Annotated in this window: 17 protein-coding genes; 5 read left to right on the plus strand and 12 right to left on the minus strand. The window is 34.1% G+C overall.

Annotated elements, in window-relative coordinates; translation table 11 throughout:
• Positions 1-168: 168 nt before the first annotated feature.
• On the plus strand, positions 169-1,197 hold the full coding sequence (locus J8281_RS12535; protein WP_210197980.1) for a M12 family metallopeptidase: 1,029 nt from the start codon (positions 169-171) through the stop codon (positions 1,195-1,197).
• 316 nt (positions 1,198-1,513) lie between these two features.
• On the opposite strand, the gene J8281_RS12540 is transcribed toward J8281_RS12535, so the two are convergent.
• On the minus strand, positions 1,514-2,317 hold the full coding sequence (locus J8281_RS12540; RefSeq protein ID WP_210197981.1) for an FkbM family methyltransferase: 804 nt from the start codon (positions 2,315-2,317) through the stop codon (positions 1,514-1,516).
• Positions 2,318-2,891: 574 nt separating this feature from the next.
• Between J8281_RS12540 and J8281_RS12545 the strand changes: the two genes are divergently transcribed.
• The 3 genes from J8281_RS12545 to nhaA all read left to right on the plus strand — a co-directional run bounded on the left by J8281_RS12545 (position 2,892) and on the right by nhaA (position 6,184).
• Positions 2,892-4,280, plus strand: coding sequence for an ankyrin repeat domain-containing protein (locus J8281_RS12545; RefSeq protein ID WP_210197982.1), 1,389 nt, complete (start codon positions 2,892-2,894; stop codon positions 4,278-4,280).
• 98 nt (positions 4,281-4,378) lie between these two features.
• A complete protein-coding gene (locus tag J8281_RS12550) occupies positions 4,379-4,588 on the plus strand; it encodes a hypothetical protein (RefSeq protein ID WP_210197983.1) in 210 nt (69 codons plus the stop codon).
• Between the two features lie 285 nt (positions 4,589-4,873).
• Positions 4,874-6,184, plus strand: a complete 1,311-nt coding sequence (nhaA, locus tag J8281_RS12555; RefSeq protein WP_210197984.1) for a Na+/H+ antiporter NhaA — start codon at positions 4,874-4,876, stop codon at positions 6,182-6,184.
• A gap of 84 nt (positions 6,185-6,268) precedes the next feature.
• On the opposite strand, the gene J8281_RS12560 is transcribed toward nhaA, so the two are convergent.
• The 4 genes from J8281_RS12560 to J8281_RS12575 form a co-directional block, all read right to left on the minus strand.
• Positions 6,269-7,996 carry an amidohydrolase family protein gene (locus J8281_RS12560; protein ID WP_210197985.1) on the minus strand — a complete coding sequence of 576 codons (1,728 nt, stop codon included), beginning with the start codon at positions 7,994-7,996 and terminating at the stop codon, positions 6,269-6,271.
• Positions 7,997-8,036: 40 nt separating this feature from the next.
• Positions 8,037-8,906 (minus strand): hypothetical protein, encoded by an 870-nt coding sequence (locus J8281_RS12565; protein ID WP_210197986.1) that lies wholly within the window; start codon positions 8,904-8,906, stop codon positions 8,037-8,039.
• Between the two features lie 52 nt (positions 8,907-8,958).
• Entirely contained in the window at positions 8,959-10,119 is a 1,161-nt protein-coding gene (locus J8281_RS12570; protein ID WP_371812614.1) for an MFS transporter, read from the minus strand.
• Positions 10,120-10,208: 89 nt separating this feature from the next.
• A complete protein-coding gene (locus tag J8281_RS12575; protein ID WP_210197987.1) occupies positions 10,209-12,422 on the minus strand; it encodes a bifunctional alpha,alpha-trehalose-phosphate synthase (UDP-forming)/trehalose-phosphatase in 2,214 nt (737 codons plus the stop codon).
• A 178-nt stretch (positions 12,423-12,600) separates the two neighbouring features.
• Here J8281_RS12575 and J8281_RS12580 point away from each other — a divergent pair, with 178 nt between their 5' ends.
• Positions 12,601-14,403, plus strand: coding sequence for a glycoside hydrolase family 15 protein (locus J8281_RS12580; protein WP_210197988.1), 1,803 nt, complete (start codon positions 12,601-12,603; stop codon positions 14,401-14,403).
• Between the two features lie 76 nt (positions 14,404-14,479).
• Here J8281_RS12580 and J8281_RS12585 read toward each other — a convergent pair whose 3' ends face one another.
• The 7 genes from J8281_RS12585 to J8281_RS12615 form a co-directional block, all read right to left on the minus strand.
• Positions 14,480-15,295 (minus strand): sugar-binding protein, encoded by an 816-nt coding sequence (locus J8281_RS12585; RefSeq protein WP_210197989.1) that lies wholly within the window; start codon positions 15,293-15,295, stop codon positions 14,480-14,482.
• Between the two features lie 128 nt (positions 15,296-15,423).
• Entirely contained in the window at positions 15,424-17,382 is a 1,959-nt protein-coding gene (locus tag J8281_RS12590) for an alpha-amylase family glycosyl hydrolase (RefSeq protein ID WP_210197990.1), read from the minus strand.
• A 959-nt stretch (positions 17,383-18,341) separates the two neighbouring features.
• Positions 18,342-18,866 carry a hypothetical protein gene (locus J8281_RS12595; protein ID WP_210197991.1) on the minus strand — a complete coding sequence of 175 codons (525 nt, stop codon included), beginning with the start codon at positions 18,864-18,866 and terminating at the stop codon, positions 18,342-18,344.
• 64 nt (positions 18,867-18,930) lie between these two features.
• Positions 18,931-20,406, minus strand: coding sequence for a serine hydrolase (locus J8281_RS12600; protein WP_210197992.1), 1,476 nt, complete (start codon positions 20,404-20,406; stop codon positions 18,931-18,933).
• 139 nt (positions 20,407-20,545) lie between these two features.
• A complete protein-coding gene (locus J8281_RS12605) occupies positions 20,546-20,809 on the minus strand; it encodes a hypothetical protein (protein WP_210197993.1) in 264 nt (87 codons plus the stop codon).
• A gap of 25 nt (positions 20,810-20,834) precedes the next feature.
• Positions 20,835-21,263 (minus strand): serine hydrolase, encoded by a 429-nt coding sequence (locus J8281_RS12610; protein ID WP_210197994.1) that lies wholly within the window; start codon positions 21,261-21,263, stop codon positions 20,835-20,837.
• Between the two features lie 211 nt (positions 21,264-21,474).
• Positions 21,475-22,269 carry an ion transporter gene (locus tag J8281_RS12615; RefSeq protein WP_210197995.1) on the minus strand — a complete coding sequence of 265 codons (795 nt, stop codon included), beginning with the start codon at positions 22,267-22,269 and terminating at the stop codon, positions 21,475-21,477.
• Positions 22,270-22,411: the final 142 nt, after the last annotated feature.

Consider the following 22,411-nt stretch of genomic DNA (forward strand, 5'->3'; position numbering starts at 1 on the left):
TACTAAGGAAGTACAGCTTTCGAATACTAAATGAATAGCTACGAATACTAATTTGAATCGATATGCTACGATGTTCTGTTATTCTTTTATAAAAGATTAAATAACCACCAAATTGCTATGTAGAGCATGAAAACTTAATTCATAAACTTTAACACAAACTCAATTAAAATGAAAAAAATGAAAATCACCCAGGTGGCTACCTTAGTAATTATGGCAGTTGCCTGTAGTACAGAACAGTTCGACGATGTTACTAGTGCCACTGATCAAAATTTAGAAAGTGAAATCTTAGAAAAAGCGTATCCAGATGAAACCGGTAAAGTAACCGAAATGTACTATGCCGGGGAAAAATTATCTTTTGAAGAAGTTAATGGCAATTATATTTTTGAAGGAGATATTATTTTTGAAAATGATATGCTCTCGACCGCACCGCAAAAGTTAGTATTAGAAGAAGGTGAAGATCCCTCTGCCAAAAGCGTAGGGAGAACTGGAGGAAGATGGCCAAACAATACTGTGTATTATACTATTGATAGTAGTTTACCTAAACAATATCGTGTGAGCGATGCCATTGCGCATTGGGAAGCTAATACTTCATTACGATTTATAAGAAGAACCAATCAACGTAACTACATTCGTTTTAGAAAAGGCTCTGGTTGTTCTTCTAGCGTTGGTATGATAGGCGGTCGTCAAAATATTAATCTTGCAGATGGATGTAGTACCGGAAGTACCATTCACGAAATTGGTCATGCTGTTGGTTTATGGCACGAGCAAAGTCGAGCTGACAGAGGTAACTGGATTACTATACAATGGCAAAATATTGAATCGGGAAAATCACACAATTTTCAAACGTATGCACAAAGAGGAAGAGACGGTGATGAGTATACAAACAGTCTTGACTTTGGATCTATTATGATGTATAGCTCGAAAGCATTCTCAAAAAATGGACAGCGTACGATTACCAAAAAAGACGGCACAGGTTACAGTACACAGCGTAGAGGATTGTCTTCTGGAGACCTTGCCGGAATTCGACAGATGTATCCCGGCAATGGCGGTGGTACTGTATACGAAAATGGAAATTATTACACCATTCACGGTGTACGTGTATATCGTTGGAATGATAAATGGTGGTGGAGAAGAAATAACCAAAGTAATTGGAGACAAGTAGAACTAAGAGGTACGACCTGGTATTATGTTAGCTAATAATATAAAAATTAATAACAACTAAGTAGAGACCTACTAAAAATATTAAATAGCCGATCTACTAATGGATTGGAATTTAATATGTTTTTTTAAATTGGGAAAAACCCTGGATCATAGCGATTCAGGGTTTTTATAATTTTACTAGCTTTATTTTAATGGATTAGAGATGGTGATAAAGTGTAAGTTATTTGGTGCTGTTAAGCAGAGTAAATTACCTTAGAGCAAGCACATAAGATATTGGTAGGAAACTAATTTAATTTAATTACAGGGTACGCTTAGAAGTATTTAAATCCCGATGGGCGAGTAAATATGAAGATCAAACTTTAACGGTAAAGGATGAATCTTTATGAAAAGTTGTAATTAAAGCGAAATGTTTTTTAACAGGAAGCGTTATTTCTTCTAGTTCTTTTACAGGAAATAAATTACCTGAGTGAATAAGTTTATTAATAAAAGGAGTTTTAGGGGCAAAAAATCGTTCATAGCCTAATGCTCTTAAAATATCGAGAACTTCATCTTTTTCAGTATAGTTGTATTCAAAAGATATAACTGGTTTATATTTTTCGATTGTATTTTTCATCCCTTTGATTACCTCGAGCTCATTACCTTCGACATCGATTTTTACAAAAGCCACCTTTTCTTCAAATTCATCATCATAAACTCGTAGTTGAATTTGTTCAGAATAGTAGTCATTCTTTTTTGACGATTCTACAACATGCGAAGCACCACCACTATTATTATAAGGGATATTGATTACAGCTTCTTCATTTTTAGACGACAATCCGTAATTATTTGCATGTATAGATTCGTAGGGATCAGTGTTCAATTTTAGGATTTTAAAATTTCGTATTTGTGGTTCAAACGAAATTACTTTTTTAAAATAAGCGCTAAATTGAACAGAGTGATTACCAATATTTGCCCCGATATCTAAACAGGTATGCTCATGAGTATTAAAGTCTAAAGAATTCATAATGGCAGTCACGATATCTATTTCATAAAAACCATTAGCAATAATACTCATACCAATTCTGTCGTTGGCTACAACCATAGGCATTTGGTTGCTACTTTGCGTCCTCGTTTTAAGGAACAATTTTCTAACAATGTGCTTTACTAAAAGGTTCATCTGTTTAATTTATTATTTTTAATGGTTAGATAGAATCACCGAATGATCATATCGGTGAGTTATAACTTAACTATTAGGCTTTATTTTTATTGTTTTTAATGGTCTTATAGAATCGCAATTTAATCATATCAGTAGGATATCATCTTCATCGTTATGGCTTATTCTATATGGGTAAAAGTATTAAAATTTGAAGAAGCGATAACTATCGTACTTAAAACTTTTAACGTTTCAGTAACCATTTAACATTTATCATTTTTTAGTACGAACTGGTTTAAACATTTTTGATTTAGGCAGGACCGACCTAGCTTACAGATACTTCACAGGCTAGCCTCGATTACGCTATAGAATTATTGCTTATCTTTAAATTGTGTTAGCTTAATCAATAATTGATTGTCTGTTATTATACCTAAAATTTAACTGAGAAGTCATCCTGAATTTATTTCAGGATCTCATTAAGTTTATTTTCAGTACATTGAGATGAGAAGCTGAAACGAGCTTGTGCTGAACTTGTTTCAGTATTCAGCTTGACGCAAACCGTTTAGGTTAAATTACAGATATTCGTAATCAATAATTAATGAAAACAATATGCATTTCTATTGTTAGTTATATATTTTGTATGCATATATCGGCTCAAAACATTCACCGTGTCGCTTGTAAGGGTAATGTAAAGAAGTTGGATAGTATGCTTAGCAATATAGCACTAGATGTTCGGGATAGTCGCGGGCGAAGTTTATTACACTGGGCTGTAGCTTGTAAACAAAAAAAAGTAGTTGAATTTCTCATTCAGAAAGGAATAAAAATCAATGCAACTGATCATCAGCAAAAAACAGCATTACATGTTGCTTTTCAATCTAATGACACCATGTTTGTTGATCATCTAATACGGTTACAATCCGGTCCCGATTGGAAATATAGTTATGGTACGTCTCTTCTAGAACTGGCTATATTGAATAAAAATAAAATGCTTGTAGCCAGATTGATTGCAAATGGGATAGATATTAATACTAAAAACAAAAGAGGAAGTACACCTTTAGAAATTTCAGAAAGAATAGGTACAAAAGATATTTCTGAATATTTACGTTCTCACGGAGCCGATACCAGTCTTATACGTCAATTCGATAATAAAGGGAGATACATGGGACAAAAAGAGCCTGGTATACAGCCCAAAATGTTTGCTCCTAACTTTATTTCTACAGAAGAAGAAGAGTTTGGTGCTATGTTTAACTCAGACGGCACAGCCTTCTATTTTGGTGTTCATGTTAATGGAAAGAATGAAATTCGATATTCTAAAATGATAAACGGTCGGTGGAGCAAGCCAAAAGCTATTATTGTGCATGAGCGTTACGGCTATAACGATCCTTTTCTATCTAACGATGAAAAAAGATTATATTTTATCTATGATAGCCCCAGAAATAACAATGATAAACGTAAAAACATAGACATCGGGTATGTCATGAATACAGAGAAAGGGTGGTCTAATCCCATCAATGCCGGGTCAACTATTAATACAAAAGGTAATGAGTATTACATTTCATTTACTAATGATGGAACGATGTATTTCTCGTCTAATGGTCACATACGCAAAGATACTACACGAACAGATCATGATATTTACTATGCCAAATTTATAAACAACGAGTTTCAAAAGCCAGTGTTATTAGGCGAGGCTATAAATACTGAAGATTATGAAGCAGACGTATTTATCGCGCCAGATGAATCCTATATTATTTTCTGCTCTACACGTGATAAGGGGTTTGGTCGCGGTGACTTATATATAAGTTTCAAGAATGCCGATAACCAATGGTCCAAAGCAATTAATATGGGGCCAGAGATCAATACTTCGAACTATGAGTACTGCCCATTTGTAACAAAAGACGGAAAGTATCTTTTTTATACAAGTAATCAAGATATCTACTGGGTGAGTACTGATATTTTTGATAAAATAAAACAACAACGTAAGTAGTTTTTGATAAACAGTTGTTTTACATATAAAAAGTCTTCATATTACTATTCGTGTTTTGATATAGAGCAATTGAATAATCTAAAAAGCAACTTAAAATAATGGGGCTAGGAGCCGGACATATTGTAGATATGATAAATAGGATGAAAGATAATCGCGCCTTACGATCATCAAATCGTTCTACATTCAAAGAAAATAATGGCGGTAAAATTTACTCAAAAGATAGGCAATCACCAAAACCTTATTTTAGAACTATACCTGAGAAGAAAGTACTTGAAATCAAAGATCAGACAGGAAAAAGAGAAGTTTAGTTATATTATTTCGTTAATCTTCATAATCTTGTTAGTAATCTCAGTATTAATGTGGGTACGTTAGGAAAAGTAAATAAGATAGTAATTGGAGCTCAATTAAAAGGTCAAAAAGAATTTACATCACAGTTCAAGAATTCGTCAAAAATCTTATCGTATTGCATCCTATTTATAAAGTTAAATTCTGTAAGTTCGTATACATAGTAAGATGTTACTGTTTATGAAATTGTTTGCGAAGAATCACATTCAAATATTCAGAATTGACCACACTTATAACAACTAGACTTTATGATCAAACGACTTTTTTTAACTCCGTTTCAAAAGTTTGTAAAAATTGAAAGTTTTGCAGGTATGTTGCTTTTTGGAGCCACAATTATTGCGCTTATTTGGGCAAATTCTCCCTATAGTGCATACTACGAAAACCTGTGGCAATATAAAATCGGAGTATCATTTCAAAGCTTTGAACTTAAGAAGCCTTTAATTTTATGGATTAACGATGGTCTTATGGCTATTTTCTTCTTTTTAATTGGTTTAGAATTGAAAAGAGAATTACTTGTCGGAGAGATTAACACGTTAAAAAAGGCAGCATTCCCACTAGTCGCTGCACTTGGCGGTGTTCTTGTACCCGTAGGGTTATATTTGGTATTAAACCAAAACCCAGATACTACCAAAGGTTGGGGGATCGCGATGGCAACAGATATTGCTTTTGCGCTTGCTATTTTAAGTACACTTGGAAAAAGAGTGCCTTTAAGTCTAAAAATTTTTCTAACTGCATTCGCCATAATTGATGATATAGCTGCAGTCTTAGTAATTGCCATATTTTATAGCGTCAATATTAATTGGATTTTTATTTTGTACGGAATTGTTTTAATTGCATTTTTAGGATTGCTATATTATCTTAGAAAATATTCATTTGCTATTGGTATCATTTTGGCTGTAGTGATTTGGTTTTTATTTTTGAAATCAGGGGTGCATCCCACAATTGCCGGAGTGCTTTTGGCATTTACTATTCCGATAAAAAGAAGAATCAACATCAAGTTATTCTCAGATCATGTTCGATCAATTTCAAATTCACTCATAGAGGCGTCTGAAGATAATGACCAGCATTTACTTACCAAAGAAGAAATGAAATCTATTGATCATTTGGATAATTTGGCTTTCGAAGTACGTTCACCGCTACAACATCTAGAACATAAACTTCATGCAGTGGTAGCTTATTTTATTTTACCTGTTTTTGCATTTTCGAATGCCGGGGTAGTCATTAGCTTAAACTATGACTTTGATATTGCATTGCTAACTAATATCGCTATTAGCTTATTTGTAGGCAAGTTTGTTGGCGTAGCTTTATTCTCTTATATTGGCTACAAGATTAAAATTACCGAACTACCTACAGGGGTTAACTTTAAACAGATTTTAGGGATTTCAGCAATTGCTGGTGTAGGATTTACCATGTCGATCTTTATCGATAATCTGGCTTTCTATGGAAATTTAATTAGCATTAATTCAGCAAAAGTTGGAATTATTATAGGTTCGTTTACAGCGGGGTTAGTAGGTTATATCATTTTAAGATTGACTAGCAAATCCATCAAAGAAAACTAAATTGTTAATGCAGTTTCAGGCTGTTATAGATTTTTTAATGCCTAAAGCGGGTTAAATTACAATGGCTGTAAAAACCCCCATAAGCTATCTTAAAAATGTAACTTTTGATATTTTACCATTTGTTACTTCGTAAATAGCAATAACACTCACATATTTATTTTCATATCTTACGTATTCTCTATCGATAACATGATTCCCTAAAACAATTCGATTTTTGATTTCACAATACAGATTTGTCACTTTTTCAAACTTCGTCTTATAATTTTCACGCATTACCTTCTTGCTATCCATTAAAAGTTCATCGGGAAAATTGTAAATTTTGATGTTTTCTGCATAGGTATCCATAAATGCATCTATAGCTCTTGCGTTATATGCATTCACTTGACGTTGTACCACCTGCTCGGGAGTTTCTTTACTAAGTTCTGAAGGTTCAAGTATCCTTCCGCTTTTAATAATCTTATGAATAGTAGTAAGATTCTGAATATTTATTAACGGATTTTTATCAAGGATCACAAGGTCTGCCAATTTGCCTTCTTCAATAGAACCAATAGTATGATCGAGTCCAAAACCCTTGGCAGCATTTATAGTAGAAGCCTTTAGAATGTCGATATTTGAGATACCAGATTTTTGCATCGCTTCAATTTCCTGGATATATGATGAGGCATGCATAGTGCCTATATTACCGGCATCAGTTCCTGTGGCGATAGTAATGTTTCGCTCTGTTAGAATTTTAAGATTGCGTAGCATAACACTATCTGCTTTTTGATACATTTTTTCTAGCGGTTTGCTATCTTTTCTCAATTTTCGAATACGATTAGGCACTGCTGCATCAGAGAGTTTATTCATATCGGTTAAGGATCTATACACGGCCGGATTGGCAAATCTAAGATCTTGAGGATGATCGTCTGGTTTTGCCAGAAAAGATTTCCCATAATTTCTAGAAACAATTAAAGTTGGAATATATGTAACGTTATTTTTTTTCAGAAGATTAATAAATTCATCATCCACAATCTCATCCCGTACGCTATGCACCAAAATATCTGCTCCGGCTTTTATGGCCAATTTAGCTGTGCTAAGGTTGGTAGCATGCACGGTTAGTTTTAAATTATTTTGATGTGCCAAATCAGAAATATGCTTTACAATAGGGTATGATTTTTCGGCAGTAAAATCTTCTCGAGTAATGTACCAGATTTTTATAAAGTCAGGTTTGTAGGGTAACATTTTGTTAAAAAGAGCAGTAGCTTCTTCTTTCGAAGTTATTTGTGCTATAGGAACATCCTCAAGTTTAGAAAAGGCTTCTGGTTGAAAAGGAGAAAACAAAGGACCGGTCACATAAACATTAGGAGAAAGATGCGCTTTGGCAATACTATCTCTAATCTTGAAGTTAAAAAAAGGCCCTCCAATGTCCATTACCGAAGTAATCCCGAGCCTAAGATATCGTTTAAAATTATCAGTAGTCATATCTTTAGCAAACTGTATCTCATCGGCGTATGGAACAATGTGCCTTAAGTCTACTGCATCTGGTCGAGTGTAAAGGCTTCCTGTTTGAAAAAAATGGATATGAGTATCAATCATACCAGGAATAGCAAATTTGCCGCTTCCGTCTATAATTTTAGCTTCTGGCGGAATTATCTTTTTACCCGAAGTAATTGTAGCAATCTTACTTCCATTAATATGTAAGGACTGATTTTTATTTACTTTTCCTGTATGGATATCAAGTACATTAATGTTGGTAAGTACAACAATCGAATCATTTTGAGCGGTGCTATTGGTTAACGATAAAATTGCTAATCCTATAAACAATGATTTCATACGAAATTTTGTTTTGGTAAAGATAAAATACATACGTAACTTATTTTTTTGCTGAATATAAATCTCCTACTACAGCGAGCATAGTCGACTTAGAATTAGAGGACATACGTGTAATATTACCGATCTGTTTATTTTCAAACGTATAGAAAATACTCCAATCTGAATCTTGAGCAGGATTAAATGCATAGATTACATGCTCTTTTGCCATAAGAATTGTCCCGTTAGTCAACCAGCACATATCTTCGGCACCTGGTATGGTATGTATAATAGTTTGGGTACTTCCTGTAAGAGGATCTAGAGATTTGATCTCCCATAGTTTATTTTCTTTGCTTATAAAACTTATTAGGTTCGAATTTGGAATGGTATGTAAAGATCGTCCTACTTTTTTCTGTATTGTACGGTTAGTATCCTCTTTTATGTTAGAGACCACAAGTGACATGCCTTCACCATCAAGTACTGCCGACACGATAATATGATTAGTAAACCAGGTGTGGTATCCTACCTTCAGTTCTTTTAGTAGAACTGTTGAGGTACCACTTTTAAGACTATATGCATACAAACGCTGTGTACCATCTTTATCCAGGCGAATTGCCGATACAGCGGTATCTTCTGGAATTTTGGTAGGGGAGTACTCACTTCCTTCGGTCTTGTTGAGCCAGTGAAGTTTTGATTGTTCTATGTTGAATATGGCAATGTCTGTTTGATTATTTCGCGTAGAAGCGAAAAGAACTTCTTTATCTGTTAAAAAACTGGGCTGATTGTCATAGCCTTCATTATTTGAGATATTTCGTTGATTCGTAAGTTGTATGTTTTCATCAGTATTTACGATATCAAATAGATAAACTTCGGTATTGGGTTGTGAAAACAGGGGTAAGCAACATAATGTGGTTATCAAAAAAGAATAATTCATATTTTTGATTGTAAAATGAATATTTTGGCTTTTTAGTAGCATCAATATAAGCTTATTTTCGTAATACATATATACCTATTATAGGGCCTAAGCTTAAAAATACGTACAGTAATGTAGGTTCAATACGAGTGAGCAAGTAAGATAATAATTGAATGCTTACTATTGTAATTGCAAATCCTATGCTGTTAGTGATGGTTAGCGCCGTACCTCTAAGCTCTGGAGGTGCAGATGCAGCTATCATAGTAGAAAACTGCGGAGAATCTGATATCACTACCATCCCCCAGATACACAAAGCCACAATAAACCATTGTGGAGGCAATAAAAAGAGTAATGGAGAAGCTAAACAAAATATTCCAGAAAGTAACAACGAAGTATATGCCACTTTTCGGCTCCCGGTTCGTAGTGAGAGTAAGCCCCCTAGAATACATGAGATTGTTCCTGTAGCAATGACGACAAAAGACCAAAACGAAGTTTGCAATTCTATGTTGCGAATAGAGGCATAGGTCTTAAGTATTACAGGTACAAATCCCCAGAAGGCATACAATTCCCACATATGTCCAAAGTATCCAAAAGCTGCTTTTCTAAAGCTTTGAATAGTAAATAATTGAGTCATTACCCCAAGTTGTAGTTTGGATACAGGCCTTCGATATGGGCCATCGGCAACGAATGCCCATATGCAAAATCCGCCAATACAGGCAAGAATAGAGGTCGAAATAATCACGGCTTTGTAATCGCTGCTCCATGAAAATTCATTAATAAAATGTGGAAAAGCCGTACCCAGTACTAATGCTCCTACTAGGTATCCCAAAGCCTTACCTAATCCTCCTTTATAGTAATCTGAGGCTATTTTCATTCCGACAGGATATATTCCAGCCAAAAAAAAGCCAGTACCAAAACGAGCAGTTAATACATTAAGCACCGTAATATTTGGAGCTAACAATACTAGATTACAAAAACTTCCCAAAAAAGCACAGATCATAAAAATTTTGGAAGGCGAATATCGGTCTGATAGCGTTAGCAATGCAAAAGTGAGTGTTCCTGCAATAAAACCAAACTGTACAAAAGATAATAAATATCCAAGTATATTAAATTCAACATCAAATTGTACTGCCAGGTCATCAATAACTGCGTTACCAGCAAACCATAACGACGTGCAAAAGAATTGCGAAACTATGATGGTAGGAAGTATGTAAAATTTCGGTTTCAGATTAATTTTGGATTTTTAAGTAAAACAATAATTTACATTTATTTCGATTTGCTAAAAAAATGCTGTATTTCATTAAAGTTTACATCAGTTCAAAGTTAGGATTGCGGGAATGCTGATAAAAGTTGATATACTTGTTCAATATCCTCTACATAGTATTGAGCTATTGTTTTTTTTCTACCTACCTTAACCGTGTATGCCTCTCGTGGTAATTCTTTAAACATATATTCGTCGGTCCAGTCATCACCTATGGCAAAGATAAAATCATACGAGGTATCTAGTAACATTTTTGAAGCTGATTTTCCCTTACTTACGCCACTAACCTTGATTTCCAGTACTTTATCACCCTCCAAAATTTCCAAATTATGATTAGCAATCAATTGTTGGATTGTTGTTTTTAACTCGGTCGCTCTTTTTTTTCCCAAATCAGGGTCAACATTTCTAAAATGCCATGCCAACGAATATCTTTTTTCTTCTACAAGTGATCCTGGTGTACGGTCGGTAAAAGATTCTAAAATAGGACAAATTGCTTCGAACCATTGATTGTCTACACGTTCCATAAGCTCCCAATCCTGACCGCTTTCTTTTAACCAAACCCCATGCTCGGTAATTAGCGTATACGCTTTATGTCCAAACCATTTTTGAATGGTATCTCGATCTCTACCCGTAATGATAATTACTTTTGTGTTTGCATGATTATGTAGTGCATCCAGTATATCAAAAACTCGTTGAGTAGGCTTTGCATTTTCAGGTATTTTTTGAAAAGGAGCCAAGGTCCCGTCATAATCTATAAAGAGCATTTTTTTGGAAGCAGCTTTATATTTTGCAGCGATTTCTTGTCTTACGCTTGTATTTATTTTTTTTAAAATATACTCCTGGGTATCATTTTTTGTAGCTTCGAGGGCTTCTATAAAATCGTTGGCCCATTTTTCGACATTATATCGTTTTAGACGTTTTTGCAAGGCACTATTACGCTTGATTTGTTCTTCTTCAGGCATTTCTAATGCAAATTTTAGGGTGTCTGCAATTTCTTCAAAATTATTGGGATTAATAATGAGCGCTTCTCCCATTTCGTTAGAGGCTCCGGTCATTTCACTTAGGATCAAAACCCCTTTTTTATCTACTTTTGAAGCGATATATTCTTTGGCAACCAAATTCATTCCGTCTCTGATAGGAGTCAACAAGGCAACTTCACTCGAAGTATACAGATCGATCAAATTTTCAAAAGGCATAGAACGATAAAAATACCAGATAGGGGTCCAGCTAACTTCAGCAAATTTACCATTGATGCTACCAACTAATTGATCAATTTCATTCTTAAGCTTTTGATATTGAGGTACATTTGCTCTAGACGGCACAGCAAGCATAACAAGTCTGGCTTTTCCTTTAAACTGCGGATATTTATTCAAAAAATACTCAAACGCGCGTAAACGATTGGCGATACCTTTGGTATAATCCAATCTATCAATAGAAAGTATGAGTTTTGCTTGGTGATTACCTTCTTTTAGATGTTTATTGATCTCTTGTTGTATTTCGGTTTGATCTTTATTTGATTTCAAATCATGACGTTTCGCAGCATCGTGAAATTTGTTGTAATCTATCCCCATAGGAAAAGAATCTACCTTTACCATTCGGTTATCTAGATGGATATTGTTGAAGTTAATTTCATGCCCCAAAATTCGTTGTACGGCACTTAAAAAATGTCGTTCATAATCATAGGTATGAAATCCGATCAAATCGGCGCCTAACATCCCCTTCAATATATCTTCTCTGCAAGGAATTGTTCTAAAGACTTCATACGAAGGAAAGGGTATATGAAGAAAAAATCCAATAGAAGCTCCCGGCCTTTTTTGCCTGATCAGTTGTGGTAAAAGTAACAATTGATAATCATGTACCCATACCGTATCGGTGTCTTCTATATGATGTAAAACAACATCGGCAAATTTTTGATTTACTTTTTTATACGTTTCCCAGGTATTTTTTTCAAACTCGGTATATTCCATAAAATAGTGGAATAACGGCCAGAGTGTATTATTGCTAAAACCGTAATAAAAACCCTGAATATCATCAGCCGTTAAAGAAACCCCGATACATTGATGTTTTTTAAGAGCTTGATCAATACGTTCTTTCTGCTCTAAGTCATATTGATCTTCGGTAAGGCCACTCCAACCTATCCAGACACTATCACTTTGAGAATGTACAGATTTCATACCGGTTGCTAATCCTCCAACACTAGGTATGGTTTCGATCTCATTGTCATGAATTTTTAATTGTAAAGGGAGTCTGTTTGAGATTATGATAGTTTTACTCATAAAGTGGATTAAAGTTGGTGCTATTTTTTTTGAATTTTGTTAAATTTCGGAAAAAGAAGATTAAAAAACTGCTATTTACAGGAAAATTATGAAATGATTTGATTTTGCATGTAATAAGACACATATTATAGGTATAAAGCACTTCATACTACCCTGAAATACGTTAATTGCGAAATACATGAATAACCTTGACTACGGTATTATAGGAAACTGTCAAAGTGCGGCATTAATTTCTAAAAAGGGATCTTTGGATTGGTGTTGCCTTCCTAATTTTGACTCATACTCAGTTTTTGCTAAAATTTTGGATGAAAATATAGGGGGTAGTTTTGAGATTGAAGTGAGCGAAGCGTATACTATTACTCAAAAATACATTCATAAAACCAATATTTTGGTTACCGAATTTTCAAACGGAAGCGATAGTTTTGAATGTATCGATTTCATGCCCAGATATAAGAACGAAGATGGCACTTTTTATGCTCCGCCAGATATTGTGCGATATATCAAGTTGATCTCTGGAGCCCCTGTATTTAAAATTAAGTATAACCCTAAACTGGAGTATGCCATAGGGAAGACAGCTCATGAAATTAATCAGGATTATATAAAGAGTATTACCAACGAAGATAAATATGACACGTTGTATTTGTACTCAGATCTTCCTTTCGAAGATGTTTTAACTTCAACTGAAATTCATTTAAAAGACCACGCTTATTTTTTAATAAGTTATCATGAGAAAATCCTAGAACAGTCTCTAGAACGATGTTATTTAAAATTGCAACGTACTCGTGTATACTGGTTAAATTGGAGCGAAAAAACTACTTCTTACAAATACTACAATAATGAAATTTTGAGAAGTGCTTTAGTGCTAAAACTGTTGAGTTATGAAAAATCAGGAGCTGTTCTGGCCGCTGCAACCACATCATTACCTGAAACTATAGGCGAAGTTCGTAACTGGGATTATCGTTTCTGTTGGATTCGAGATGCTTCTATGGTGATCAAAGTGATCTCTAATCTAGGACACAAACGACTTGCACAGCGTTTTTTGCAATTTATCATTGATATTATTCCTGATAAGGATGAAAAAATCCAGATTATGTATGGGATTAATGGTGAAAAAAAATTAACTGAAAAAACACTGGATCATCTGGAAGGGTATAAAAAGTCAAGCCCAGTACGTATCGGAAATGCTGCTTACCACCAAAAGCAGAATGATATTTACGGTATTTTGATGGACGTGATTTATCAACAATTCATGAAATTTGATTGTGACCTCGATAATAGTGAAGGATTGTGGACCATATGCAAAAGTATCGTACATATCGTTAACGTTAATTGGGAAAAACCTGACAAGGGGATATGGGAATTTAGAACTGAAGAGCGACACTTTACTTTTTCTAAATTATTATGTTGGGTAGCTGTAGATCGAGCTATAAAGATTGGTGAACTAATTAATAAAACAAACAAAAATGAACGTTGGATTGCCTTAAGAGATCGTATACGTACCGATATCTATAAAAATGCCTGGAGTGAAGAAAAGCAAGCCTATACGCAATCATACGGTTCTTCTGATCTTGACGCATCTACCCTCTTAATGGAAGCCTATGGGTTTATAGAAGCTACAGATTCTCGTTTTGTAAGTACCGTAATAGCCACAGAACAAGAGCTATGCAACGATGGATTGATGTATCGATATAAAAATAAAGATGATTTTGGGTTGCCATCATCTTCATTTACTATTTGTAGTTTTTGGTTTATTAATAGTTTGTACAAAATTGGCGAACACGACAGGGCGAAAAAACTATTTGATCAATTATTGTCTTACAGTAATCATTTAGGGCTTTTTAGTGAAGATATCGATTTTAAGACAAAACGATTGTTAGGTAATTTTCCGCAGGCGTATTCGCATTTGGCACTTATAGAAACAGCGGTTAATTTTTCGGGAGGAGTTACTCAAGAAGGAAAACTTATGGAAACTATTCACTAATTGTAGTAGTAAACTCAGGTCAACTTCTTATAAATAGGACACATTTACAAATGAAGGTGTCAGGGATTTTTAAAGTCTATTCTTTAAGTACAATAGTTCCAAAAACATCAGCGTTGATCCAACCTAGGTTTTTATCTGCGCCGGGAATAAAAACAGATCCGATAAAGTTTTCTCGGTGTTTGCTACCATCATTATCATTATACGCTATAGCAAAACCAAGTTTTTGATCTTTTGTAAGAATAACAGGATCATTGATACTACCTTCCGTATAGGTATCGTCATAAATAATTACTTCGAACTCCCATACTGATATATCGTTTTGAGTAACCCTCTTTGTGGTAATGTGATGATTATACAATATCGGTTCCTGATTGGCATCCAGATCAACGACATTCCCATCTAAAGCCACATGGTAGGCAAAAGCATTATTATTATATTGATGATCACCTCCTGAATTATTGGCATCAATAAAAATTTCGACACAATCATCATCCCACCATAACGTTAGCGGATCTTTATGTTGGTCATACAGTTGATCATCTTTAATTTCTACCAAAACATACAGTGCCTCTGGAGTCCACACGATTTTATAACGTCCAAAAAAATCGGTAAAATCATATGGCTCACCTATCCATTTTTGATCTAAACCATACCAAAGTGCATTTTTCCAGGCAGGATCATCCATGTTACCATCAAGTTTAGGCACAATAACGGCTTTGTTTATTTCCCTTATTTGATGATCGACTTTTCCTGATTTTTGTGATCGAAAAGATGTATCTTGCCGCGTAGCGTTAGTATGAGTACTGCCATTTTTAGAAGTGTTATTATTCTTAAATTTTTGAAGTGGTAGGCTAATTATTAAAAAAAGTAAAAAGGCAAAAATCGGGTGCATGCGTATCTTTTTTTATAAAAATACTAAACAAAATTAACAAAGCGGTTATTACTAGTTCATAAGTAATAACCGCTTTTGGTTTTTTCAGCAGCTAACTAAAAAATCTTAAGGGTATGATTTCTACTAGATTACAGGCGAATAGCTTTCAGTTGTTGTATAACCTTTCCATTAAAATGAATGGTGTAAAATAAAATTCCTTTTTGTTTTCTAAGATTTTCTGAAATATCTATTGTATGTTTTCCGGCAGAGGTATGCTTGTTGAAAACTACATTCGTATTTCCAAAAATATCTGAAACAAATACTTCTACTATTCCATTTTCATTTGTAGAAATATGTAGTTTACTGCTAGCAACTATGGGGTTAGGAGCAATAACTGCGAAGTTCTTTTGTGAATTAATTTTTGCTGGGTTGTTTTCGTTTAAACTTTTAGTTTCTGTAGGGCATTCTACGGGACATTCATCAAACCAGTCACCAATACTTTTTCCGTTTGCACTACCGGTAACCTGAAACCATCCATTTGTGTCCCTGGATAGATCAGCGGTTTGTTGATTACTACCATCATTAAATATGACGCTAATGTTATTTGCCGAAGTTCCTGCACGTGGTGTTATTCTGAAAGAATACCAATCGGTACCAGAAAGATTTGTCATAGTTTGGCCGGGCCAGTTAGAGGTACCAGGTAGTGTTGCATCAACAGCAGCATCAAATGCATAGACATGAATCGCGTTGCCCCATCCATTTGGTTTTTTAAAGTTGACAGTAAAAGAAGGTACAACATCGCCATCAAGATTATTTCCACCTTGTGTCCAAACGGCATAATCGTTTCCAAATGTTCTAAGGGTCCAACCACTGCCATTTGGTGACCAATTACTACTACCTAGTTTCATAGCGATTGTTCCATTTCTACCGTCGATATAGGCTGCGTAGAGATTATTTCTTGCTTCAACGATATTGATAGTAGAACCAGCATGAATTCTTACGCTTTTTCGTATAGAGATAAGATCCCTAATTGCATTTCGAACACCTGCACCAGCATCAAAAAAGTGTGTCCAAAAGACTGCGGGATTGCCAGGATGTGTAAGGATATACGCGTATCCTTTTCTTAAATTAGTTTCACCCCCGGGGAATACATAATTAGGGCCACAACATTGTTGTGCTAAGCCGGTATCATGATTATCCAGAAAGGTTACCGATTTGGTAGGGTTAATACCTATCATTCCCGAGGGCCTGCCTTGCCCGTCTCTTAAATAAGAAAGATTATTATCTCTAATGGCGTTTTGAAGACTTACTTTAGTATTAAAATCAAATGCAGAGGAAGATTGTTGTGCAAAATTCACAAAATTATTAGTTTGTATTCGACTACTTTCTAGTAACTCTCCTACAGCAAAATACGGGTTGGTTGCATCGTTATACGCTTTATTATAAATTGGGTCGTAGCCATGAACAAAATCATATCGCCAACCATCAAATCCAACGTCGTTTTTCAAAAAATTCATCCACCTGATAATTTCTGCACGTACCGCCGGATTTTTATGATCTAAATCTCTGGCAGCTGCAAACCCTCCATTCGAGCCATCAGACTTTAGTGCAAACCCGGGTACATAGTCGCCATTAATACTAAAATCGACAGGTCCCGAAACAAAATTTCGCCCTTCATCATCGGCAGTAATATAAAATGTTGGCCAATCAGGATTTGTAAACGTTACGGCATCATTAGTCCCAACGCGATGATTAATTACGATATCACTTAATACTTTGATACCGAGTGCATGATATTGGCTAATTAAATTTCTAAGCTGGATTTCGCTACCGTAGGCACTATTCAAATTATATAATTCTCTAGGCAAGTACCCTTGTGGAGCGGCAGAATTACTCGGGGGCGGCATCCAAATCATGTCTATTCCGGCATCTTTAATCAGATTTCTGTTTTGAGATAGCACATTGTACCAGGTTTGACCGGGGGGTTGATTTTGTACATTCCAATCAAAAGCTTGAAAAAGGACATCTTCGTCTTGAGCTTTGACAATACTAAAAAAGAATACCGATACTAAGATTACTAAAAAAAAGTTTGAGTTTTTTCGTTTCATTTGTGCAAGTTTTTAAGCTAGATCTGATAGCAGATCTAAAATTTATATTGAGTTTGTGTTGTACTATGAAAATGCGTTTTAGTGTATAGCAGTAAAAAAAACAGTTTTTGGATTAAAGCGTACTATATTTCTAATCGAGCAATAGGGCTAGACTAGTAATTATTATTAATCCTCGATGTTCTAATTTGATTTGAAAATGTAAAAAACTGTTTTTTGAAGTGTGCGATATAAAAATTCGATTATAGAAGAATAGCTAGCGATTCTTACCAAATTATTCGTACGCAACTTCATTTCTAATTTTTCGTATACGTAAAAGTTAATTTCATAATTAGTAAAATATTAAAGGGTTATGTGATTCTTGTGTTAAATTTTAGCTAAGTTATTATGAAATATTCAATTTAAACCTTGATAGCGTGTACTATAACGTTTTCGTGTTGATAACTACTTTATCATCTTTATGGGATATGAGATTAAAAATTGAATAATTCAATGTTTTTGGTCTCTTATTTTGTCATTTTGACAGTACTCATTTAAAAAGTAGAAACGATGAAATGAGCCGTATACGAAAAAATAAGATTATACATGCAGTATTTGATGATAATAGGGGAGATAGTACGAAAAGCTATTTTGGTTAACGAAAAGCGATCTATTGACCGATGCGGTTCTATCATTACTATTGCAAGCGCATGGGTCAAAGATTGTTTAGATCATGATCGCTGTTGAAGAGTAAACAGCGGGAATGCAAATTCAAATCCATTTGGCAGAGCATAGGGAGACGAATATTTTGAAGGTGAAACTCTCAAGTCGTTAATGTTTTGCGAATTGTTTAGCATTCTCAATTTTCGACATACAATATTCTGAATTTCAATCGGTATTTTTTTAACTCATACATTGTTCTTTTATGCATAATAGCGATTTTGAGTCAAAAGTGCGCGCTAGACAACTTTTAGCACATATATTTATTTTTCTAATTCATTACTCATTTTTTTCGCTCGACTTGAAACAGATTTTCTTTTATCGGCAATCAATCGTTTCAAATGGGGTTTTATCCAATCATTTAATTCTGCATCTTTTTTAGCCCATCTCGTTAACGTATCCATTGTTTGGTTAAGAACAATCCAATCGTTGTGATTGGCGAGATTATTTTTCATAATTTTTTTCGCCTGTTCGATTTGTTTTACGGTCATATCTTTCTCGAGCATTCCAAATAATTGAGATAAAGTCCATTGCGCTGATGCTTGGTCAATTTGGGCGATCTCGGTCAAAAATCGGTCGATGTAAGGTATTAAAATTTTCTTTTTTGCTTTACAAATTCGTTTCATTGCATTTGAAGTCCGCAATCGAACAACTTCGTCATTGCAAAAATAGCAGTCGAAAAGTTCATAGAAGAGCTCATCTTCAGCCAGTACTTCATCCACAATTTCAGTAGTGTTTCCTAATGAGTTTAGATGTCCGCCTTTTAATCTTTCTTTAAAATTTTTCATTCAATAGCAACGTTACTTTTATATGGATTCAAACGGTATTATGTACGGCTAATTTTACACGTAGTTATTTATTTCCGGTTTCGATCTCTATGATTTCACTACCATAGCCTCCTAAATATTCATTAAGTAAACCTTCATACACTTTGTAGCCATCGTCAATATTGGTAAAAATCAATATGCCTTGTTTGGTTTTCGGAAAAATGAAAGCTATTGTTTGAACACCATTATCAGCACCGCTATGTGAAAGAGCAAAGTTCCCGTCTTTAAAGTCATATTTTTCAAAACCAAGCCCGAAGTGTTTTCCTCTTTGGGATGCTATCTGATTGGTTTGCATTTCGTTAAATATTTTTTCTGACAAACCATTTCCATTGAGCACTGCAGATAAAAAAGTGCCATAATCTTTAATTGTGGTAAGCAAATCGTCTGCTCCATTTGCGGTTTTTCTTTTATATGTTTCGTAAGCTTTACCGTTTTTGTTAAAACCTTTCGCTACTCGTGCATCATCAATATTTTCATCCCAAATATATTGAGTGTCATTCATTTTTAGAGGAACAAAAATTAACTCTTCTGCTAATTGGTTTAAGGATGTGTTGAATTTTATTTCTAAAACCTTTCTCAAATATTCAAAGCCTTCTCCAGAATATTGATAATTGGTGCCTGGTGTAAATTGAAATTTCAGTTGCTTATTCCGCCAGTTTGGAAATCCAGTTTGATGACTTAAAATATGTCTAACCGTTAGTAGTTTGTGTCTCTCATCATTTTTTAAATCCGGGTCAACCCAATAGTTGTATACTGGCTCGTCTACATCTAATTTATTTTCACTCGCTAATTTTAAAGCCAAATAGGCAGTAACTGGCTTTGTGAGTGATGCAACATTAAATATAGTATTATAAGGTGCTTTTTTTTCATTGTTTAGATTTCCAAAAACTTTTATTTCTTCTAACTGCCCATCATTGATTATTCCAAGTCCCAATACAGGAACATGCTTTTCAATCAACCATTTTCTTAGCGCTGATGGGTCATATAAGTTTATAATTGGTTCTTCCTTTTGGCTTTTATGATTGAAACTCAAACTTCGTTTTAATTTCCAATCCTTATTTTCTAAAACCCATACATGAGTAAAGTCTGCTGAACTTGCAAATTGCTCTTGCTGTCCATTAAGAGTTTCGTAAAAATTATGCAATCCTACTTGAATTGCACCATACAAAATTTTATTATTATAAAGAGGATAAATCTTTGTTGATGTATTTATTAATTCTCTTCTCGATTGGTACTGCTCAGGTGATTTGCATAATCCATTTTTGAGAGCATTTAAAAATTCAGCTTTGTTCTGTTTACCACCTTTGTCGTGAAAAAACTCAAAGTCTTTGACTAAATGGTTTTCAAATTGACTAATGTCGCAGTTATTGAAGCCTATATTGAATAATAGACTATCTTTTTGAATAATGTTTTTGAATAATTCTGTATTTTTTGAGACTTGAGCTTTGGAAGTGAAAAATACAAAGGAAAATAAGAGCGGTAGATTAAGTTTTCTTTTCATTAAATAAAATTCTGTTTATCATTTGACACTTAATTTCTCTTTTTGTTACGGTTTTGAGTCATAATTATATTAGCGCTCACGTTTGTGGTATCAAAGCGAGGTTGCGAGTTTGTATTCTATGCACTGTGTTAATTATCGTTTAATGAGCTTTAGGGGGTTCGAAGTCGTCATAAATTCTAGCTCCTGTTAATTTTGAGTCCATCCAATGGTATACTGCTATACCTGCCTGAGGACTGAAATCGTACGTTCCAAGTTTTACAATATTGTATTCTATTGCCGTTGAATTACGGTAAGTAGTCTCTGTGAAATGTTCTAAAGGGACACTACCAGCCCTTCTAGTAGAATTTTTTTGAGAACTGCATAATCCTCTAGTATTTGCTTTATAGTTAGTTCTTTTTGACAAAAAACTATTGTAGGTAAAAGAAAGATCAATACACATATTCAATAAGTGATGAACAGTTACCTGAGTCCGTCCAAGATTGATTGAAATTTGGCAGGTACTCCTTAATTGGTTTATGTAGATCAATAGTACCTTTTTCAACTTCTTTTAGAATGAGTACTGCCGTAATCTGCTTACTGTTAGACCCTATTCTGAATTTGTCATTCAATGAAATTGGTACTTTATTGTCAAAATCCGGATAGCCATACTCTTTTTTATATACTATTTCAGCGTCTTTGGTTATTAGGATAACGCCGTTGAAAAAGTGAGGTTCTTTAATCTGTATTAAACTGTCAATTCTTTCTGAATGGTTGTCAGTCAACTCTATATTTTGAATTTTTTTATCTGGCTTATTGTTCTTACAGCCTATAGTAGAAATGCAGATTAAGCCCAATGAAATTCTAAAAATATATTTCATTTGATAGTGCTTGTTTTAATTACCGAACGGTCTCGGCTAAGATTAGTACGGGAATTAATAAGCGATTAATTTTAGTTTAAACACTTAGCCAAAACTTTTTATTTTATTTGAATTTTTCATTTTTAAGCCAAATCAAAAGATTTGGCGGACTCTATGAAAATACACTAACTTTTGGATTAAACACTAAGTCCCGTATCAATTATAGCCCTTGTTACAGCTCGTAATTTTTGATTTCTTTTCCACAATTTGGACATTTACACAACTTACTATTTTTTTTAGTCTTTTGTTCCTGTATTTTCTCTATAAAAGCAGAACTAATAATTCCAGTAGGTAAAGCAATAAATCCAATACCAATTAAAGCAATTATTGCACTTAAAACTTTTCCTATTGCTGTGATTGGGTAAACATCTCCATATCCTACTGTTGTTAAAGTTGCTACCGCCCACCAAAATGAATGCCCAATACTTGCAAAATTTTCGGGTTGTACATCACTTTCTATATAATACATTAAAGTAGATGATAGCACAAGAAGAATAAAAGCAACAAAAACCGTAATTGCTAATTCAGATTTTGTCTCTTTCAATACACTGTTGATAGTTTTTAATGATTTTGAATATCTACCTAGTTTAAAAATTCGTAAAAGTCTGAATAACCTTAAGATTCTAACAATTCTCAAATCAAAAGGAAAAAGAAAAGGTAAGTAGAAAGGTACTATAGCAATCAAATCTATTAATCCAAAAGTTGAATAACCAAATTGTAATCTTTTTTTCAAAGAATTTCCTCGATAAGTTACGTTAAGGTCAGAAGTCCATAATCTAAGTAAATATTCAATTGTAAAAATAACCACTGAAATAATCTCGAATATTTCTAAAAAGTCACCAAATTCATTTCTGATACTTTTGTAAGATTCAAGTATTAATAAAATAACATTCAAAATTATAAGTCCATAAATGAACTTTATAAGAAACTGATTATTATTAATTAAGTTATAAGTTTTCTTTTTCACAGTTTTTCTTATGTGCTGTAATGTGCGGGCGGTTATGGCGTGTTCTTTTGTGTAAAATAGTAATTTTGCTTCAAAAGTATGCGTTATAGCAGCCAGTTCTTGTCCGTTCTCCGCTCCCGGCGGTGACGGGCAAGGACTGGCG

It is taken from the genome of Aquimarina sp. U1-2 (genome assembly GCF_017897595.1).
In the GTDB taxonomy this organism is placed as follows: Bacteria; Bacteroidota; Bacteroidia; order Flavobacteriales; family Flavobacteriaceae; genus Aquimarina.